Source organism: Chitinophaga sp., assembly GCF_036569125.1.
GTDB lineage: Bacteria > Bacteroidota > Bacteroidia > Chitinophagales > Chitinophagaceae > Chitinophaga.
Genome location: NZ_DATCRF010000694.1, coordinates 1 through 5,816, shown reverse-complemented (window position 1 = coordinate 5,816; position 5,816 = coordinate 1). Strand labels below are relative to the sequence as shown.

The window sequence follows — 5,816 nt, the reverse complement described above, 5'->3', positions numbered from 1 at the left end:
ATTATGACGCCGCCATTGCTAAAGCCAAAAGCGTATTGCCACAGGCAACCGATGCCTATAAGGGCAAGTTTACCCGCCTGATGGCTGATGCCTACCTGCAAAAAGGCGATTCTGTAAATGCGAGGAAAACGATGGACGACTACACGAAAGCTACTCCCCCGGAAAAGCTGGAAGTGCTGGATTATAAGCTGCTGAGCGCTATTTACAGCCGTATAAAGGCCCCGGATTCTACCCAGCAGGCCGCGCTTAATAAACAGTCGCTGGAATACCTGGAAAAATACGCCACCCTGGATACTACTAAAGATGTGGCCCGCTATGAAGATGTAGCCAAGGCTTACATTAATGCAGATGCCTTTGATAAGGCCGCAGACTGGTATAAGAAGATCATAGAACTGAAAACACAGCAAAAGGAAACGCTGGGTGCGCTGGACTATTACAATGTGGGGCAAAACTACTTCCGGGCAGCGGGTAGTACCACCCCGCCGGATACCGTGATGCTGAACCGTGCCGACAGCGCTTTTGGCGTACTGTCCGAAAAGTTCCCGGACATTACCACCGGTGTTTACTGGCGGGGCTCGGTAAATGCGGTAAAAGATCCCGAGGCCAAGAAAGGGCTGGCAGTGCCTTATTACGACAAGTATATTACCATGGCTGAGTCCGATCCTGCCAAGAATAAGGTAGGGCTGGTGAAAGCTTACACCTACATTATGGTGTATTATTATAATAAGGAAGACAAGCCCAACCTGGAAAAATACATGAATAAGCTGCTGGCGCTGGATCCTACCAGCGAAGCCGCCAGGCAGATCAAGGAAAACATCTCCAATAGCAATAAAACGGCCCCCAGGGGGCAATCCGGCAACAGATCCGGGCATAGATAAAAGATAATTCATTCTAAATGAATGGTTAACGATGTATGCCACACCCCAGCGGTGTGGCATACTTATTAAAACGGGGTTAACACGCATTAAAAATCATTGCATACGGGGCATCACAGCGTACCGCCGGGGTTTTTTAGTTTCCGGTTGGTAAAAAAAGATAATATTTTAGACGTTCATAGATTTGTATTTTGCCGTTTGTTGCAGTATTTTTGCACATTCGCGTGAACGTTTTATTGGGAAGCTTATGTTTTTAGACATTGAACTATTGTCAGCAACTACTCCTTTCAGCTATTTTCCTATTGTTTTGCAGCTTTTGGCTGCCGTAGGCTTCGTAGGTATTACCATGCTGGCAACGCATTTCCTGGGACCTAAAAGGAAAACCAAAGACAAACTGATTAACTTTGAAAGTGGAATAGAACAGATCGGGAATGCCCGGCAACCTGTGGCCATTAAATATTTCCTGACTGCCATTCTTTTTGTACTGTTTGATGTGGAGGTGATCTTCTTTTACCCCTATGCAGTGAACTTTAAGGAGCTGGGCTGGGACGGATTTTTTGCTATGCTGATGTTTGTAGCATTCTTTATGGGCGGCTTCTTTTACATCATTAAGAAGGGTGCCCTGAAGTGGGAGGATTAAGAGAAAAGTAGCAATACAATTATAAACCGTATTTAAATTTTAGGAGGGATTGTCTATGGCACGTCCGGTTTCGCATAATACAAAAGTGAAGATGGTGGAAATGCCCGAAGGGTATTCCAGTGAGGGGTTCTTTGCTACCTCTTTTGATAAGGTGATCGGTTTGGCGCGTAAAAACTCCATCTGGCCCTTACCTTTTGCCACATCCTGTTGTGGTATTGAGTTTATGGCCACGGCCGCCTCGCATTATGACCTGGCCCGGTTTGGCTCTGAACGTATGGCTTTTACACCCCGGCAGTGTGATCTGCTGATGGTAATGGGTACCATTGCTAAAAAAATGGGACCGGTATTACGCCAGGTATATCTGCAGATGGCTGAGCCCCGTTGGGTAATAGCTGTAGGCGCCTGCGCATCCAGCGGTGGGGTATTTGATACTTATTCTGTGCTGCAGGGTATAGACCAGATCATACCGGTGGATGTATACGTACCGGGTTGTCCGCCCCGGCCGGAAGCTATCCTGGACGGTTTTATGCGCATCCAGGACCTGGTAGGCCAGGAAAGCATGCGCCGCCGGCACTCACAACGCTATCAGGACCTGATGAATGAATATGGCATCCAGTAAATCAAGAATCGTAAATCGTAAATCTGAAATCGGATGTCTTTGACAAACGACTATATAAAGCAAAGATTGGTTGAAAAGTTTGGAGAGGCCTTAACCAATTTTGAAGAATCTTTTGGCGTACTGTCCTTTGCAGCACCTGCCGCCCTCAACCTGAAAGTAATGCAGTTCCTGTACGATGATGAGGAGCTGCAATTCCGTTTTTTAACAGACCTTACTGCGGTGCACTATCCTCACCAGGTAGATGCAGAACTGGCCGTAGTATACCACCTTTATAACTTCCGCGAAAAAGTACGGCTGCGTTTTAAGGTATTTGTCCCTGTTGCAGCACCTCAGGTATTTACAGCTACCAAACTATTTGAATCCGCTAACTGGATGGAACGGGAATCTTATGATTTCTTCGGGGTTGAATTTGTAGGTCACCCGAATCTGAAACGTATCCTGAATGTGGATGAAATGACGTATTTCCCTATGCGCAAGGAATTCCCGCTGGAAGACCAGAGCCGTATAGATAAGGATGACGAGATGTTTGGACGCTAAATCAATTAACAATTAATAATTAAGAATGAATAACCGTAATGCAGCGTATCAATGTCCTAACGAACTGCTTAATTGTTCATTATTAATTATTTATTATTCATTTTGACTATGTCAGAGCAGCAACATATACATTTGCCGCAAGGCTCCGTGGAAAAGCAAACCACCACGCTGAACCTGGGTCCTACCCACCCGGCCACGCATGGTGTGTTTCAGAACATACTGGAAATAGATGGTGAGCGGGTAATGAGCGCAGAATCTACCGTAGGGTACATTCACCGTGCATTTGAAAAGATAGCAGAACGCCGTCCCTATTACCAGATCACGCCGTTAACAGACCGCCTGAACTACTGTTCTTCCCCTATCAACAACATGGGCTGGCACCTGACCGTAGAAAAGCTGTTAGGCATTCAAACACCTAAACGGGTGGATTACCTGCGTGTGATCATTATGGAGCTGGCCCGTATTACGGATCACCTGATCTGTAACGGGGTAGTAGGGGTGGATACCGGCGCATTTACCGGTTTCCTGTACCTGATGCAGTTCCGTGAGCTGGCCTATGAGATCTATGAAGAGGTGTGCGGCTCCCGCCTTACCACCAACATAGGCCGTATAGGCGGTTTTGAAAGGAACTTTACACCGGTTGCTTTCCAGAAAATAGAAAAATTCCTGGCAGAATATCCTAAAGCGCTCACTGAGTTTGAAACCCTGATGACCCGTAACCGCATTTTTGTGGAAAGAACTTCCGGGGTAGGGGCTATCAGCGCTGAAAGGGCTATGAGCTACGGTTTTACCGGGCCTAACTTAAGGGCCGCCGGTGTTGACTATGATGTAAGGGTAGCACACCCCTACAGCTCTTACGAAGATTTTGATTTTACCATACCGGTAGGCAGCACCGGCGACTGTTACGACCGTTACCTGGTGCGCAATGCAGAAATGTGGCAAAGCCTCAGCATTATACGCCAGGCAATGGATAAGCTGAAAGGCCTGCCGGAAGATGTGTACCATGCGGATGTACCGGCCTATTACCTGCCGGAAAAACAGGATGTATATAATAAAATGGAAGCCCTGATCTATCACTTTAAGATCATTATGGGTGAATCCGATATTTTACCGGGCGAGCTGTATAACGCTGTTGAAGGCGCTAACGGAGAGCTGGGTTTTTATTTGATCAGCGACGGCGGCCGTAGCCCGTACCGTTTGCATTTCAGGCGTCCGTGCTTTATTTATTACCAGGCCTATCCGGAGCTGGTAAAAGGCGCTATGCTGAGTGATGCTATTATTTGCCTGAGCAGCCTGAACCTGATAGCGGGTGAGCTGGATGCTTAGTAAAGCAAAAGGAAAAAAGTAAAACGATCGAAGCGGCTTTTACTTTTTGCCTTTTAATTTTTAATTTTTTTCTATGTTTTCAGAAGAGAAACTGAATAAAGTAAAAGAGATCATCGCACGCTACCCGGAAGGGAAACAGAAAAGCGCGCTGATACCGCTGCTGCACCTGGCGCAGGAAGAGTTTGGCGGCTGGTTAAGCCCGGAGACAATGGATTACGTTGGCTCCCTGCTGCAGATCACGCCTATTGAAGTGTACGAGGTAGCTACCTTTTACAGCATGTTTAACCTGAAACCAGTGGGCAAATACCTGTTTGAAGTATGCCAAACCGGTCCCTGCATGCTCAATGGCTCTGATCAGATCATTGACTACATAAAGCAAAAGCTGAAAATTGGTGTGGGTGAAACCACGCCCGACGGCCTCTTTACCCTTAAAACGGTAGAGTGCCTGGGCGCCTGTGGCTACGCACCCATGATGCAGCTGGGCAAACACTTCCGGGAGCACCTGACCCCCGAAAAGGTAGATGCAATTATTGCAGAATGCAGGTCAAAAGCAAACGCAAACTAAAGAACAAGTAAGGCGGATAATAAACGAGAATATGGGACGCAAATTACTTTTAGATAAAGCACATATAGAGGGCATCCGGTACTATGATACCTACCGGAAAAATGGCGGGTATGAGGCTGCTGGCAAAGTGTTTAAGACCATGAGCCCCGACCTGGTGGTGGAAGAGGTGAAGAAGAGCGGCCTGCGAGGCCGTGGTGGTGCGGGTTTCCCTACCGGTATGAAGTGGAGCTTCCTGGCCAAACCGGAAGGCGTGCCCCGTTACCTGGTATGTAATGCAGATGAATCTGAACCCGGTACTTTCAAAGACCGCTACCTGATGGAATTTTTACCCCATCTGTTAATAGAGGGGTTACTCATAGCCAGCTATGCGCTGGGCTCTCACAGCACGTATATCTATATCCGTGGGGAGTATGCCTGGATCCCGGACATCCTGGAAGAGGCCATTGCAGAAGCCAAACAAAATGGTTGGTTAGGTAAGAATATACAAGGTACCGGTTTTGACCTGGAGATCTATGTGCAGCGCGGCGCCGGCGCTTACATCTGCGGTGAGGAAACTGCTTTGATAGAATCACTGGAAGGCAAACGCGGTAATCCCCGCATTAAGCCGCCATTCCCGGCTGTAAAGGGTTTATGGCAGTGCCCTACCGTGGTAAATAACGTAGAAACTTTAGCGGCAGTAGTGCCCATCATTAATATAGGCGGAGAGGAATATGCTAAAATAGGTATCGGCAAATCAACCGGTACCAAGCTCATTTCTGCCTGCGGCAATATTAAAAAGCCGGGGGTGTACGAAATTGATATGACTATCTCCGTAGAAGAGTTCATTTATTCAGATGAATACTGCGGGGGCATACCCAAAGGCAAGCGCCTGAAGGCCTGCATTCCGGGCGGATCTTCCGTACCCATTTTGCCGGCTAACCTGCTGCTGAAAACAGCCAAGGGCGAAACCCGCATGATGACCTACGAAAGCCTGAACGATGGTGGTTTTGCCAGCGGCTCTATGATGGGCTCCGGCGGTTTTGTGGTGCTGGATGAAGACCAGTGCGTGGTACGCAATACCTATACGCTGGCCCGTTTTTACCATCATGAAAGCTGCGGACAGTGCAGCCCCTGCCGCGAAGGTACCGGCTGGATGAAACGTGTGCTCCATAACATTGAGTATGGTAAAGGTAAGATGAGTGATATAGACCTGCTGTGGGATATACAACGTAAAATAGAAGGTAATACCATTTGCCCGCTGGGCGATGCGGCTGC

7 protein-coding genes are annotated in these 5,816 nt (G+C 47.8%); all 7 read left to right on the top strand.

The window, feature by feature from the left end; translation table 11 throughout:
• The coding region (locus VIM87_RS25820) for a hypothetical protein (RefSeq protein ID WP_331999779.1) at positions 1-878 on the top strand (878 nt) is incomplete at its 5' end.
• 244 nt (positions 879-1,122) lie between these two features.
• Positions 1,123-1,515, top strand: coding sequence for an NADH-quinone oxidoreductase subunit A (locus tag VIM87_RS25815; RefSeq protein WP_089906148.1), 393 nt, complete (start codon positions 1,123-1,125; stop codon positions 1,513-1,515).
• A gap of 55 nt (positions 1,516-1,570) precedes the next feature.
• Complete coding sequence (locus VIM87_RS25810; protein WP_414649668.1) at positions 1,571-2,134, top strand: NADH-quinone oxidoreductase subunit B; 564 nt, start codon at positions 1,571-1,573, stop codon at positions 2,132-2,134.
• Positions 2,135-2,167: 33 nt separating this feature from the next.
• Positions 2,168-2,671, top strand: a complete 504-nt coding sequence (locus tag VIM87_RS25805; protein ID WP_331999778.1) for an NADH-quinone oxidoreductase subunit C — start codon at positions 2,168-2,170, stop codon at positions 2,669-2,671.
• A gap of 108 nt (positions 2,672-2,779) precedes the next feature.
• Entirely contained in the window at positions 2,780-3,997 is a 1,218-nt protein-coding gene (locus VIM87_RS25800) for an NADH-quinone oxidoreductase subunit D (RefSeq protein WP_331999777.1), read from the top strand.
• A gap of 73 nt (positions 3,998-4,070) precedes the next feature.
• Positions 4,071-4,562 carry a complex I 24 kDa subunit family protein gene (nuoE, locus tag VIM87_RS25795; protein ID WP_089906144.1) on the top strand — a complete coding sequence of 164 codons (492 nt, stop codon included), beginning with the start codon at positions 4,071-4,073 and terminating at the stop codon, positions 4,560-4,562.
• 31 nt (positions 4,563-4,593) lie between these two features.
• On the top strand, positions 4,594-5,816 hold a 1,223-nt coding region (gene nuoF, locus VIM87_RS25790; protein WP_331999776.1), incomplete at its 3' end, for an NADH-quinone oxidoreductase subunit NuoF.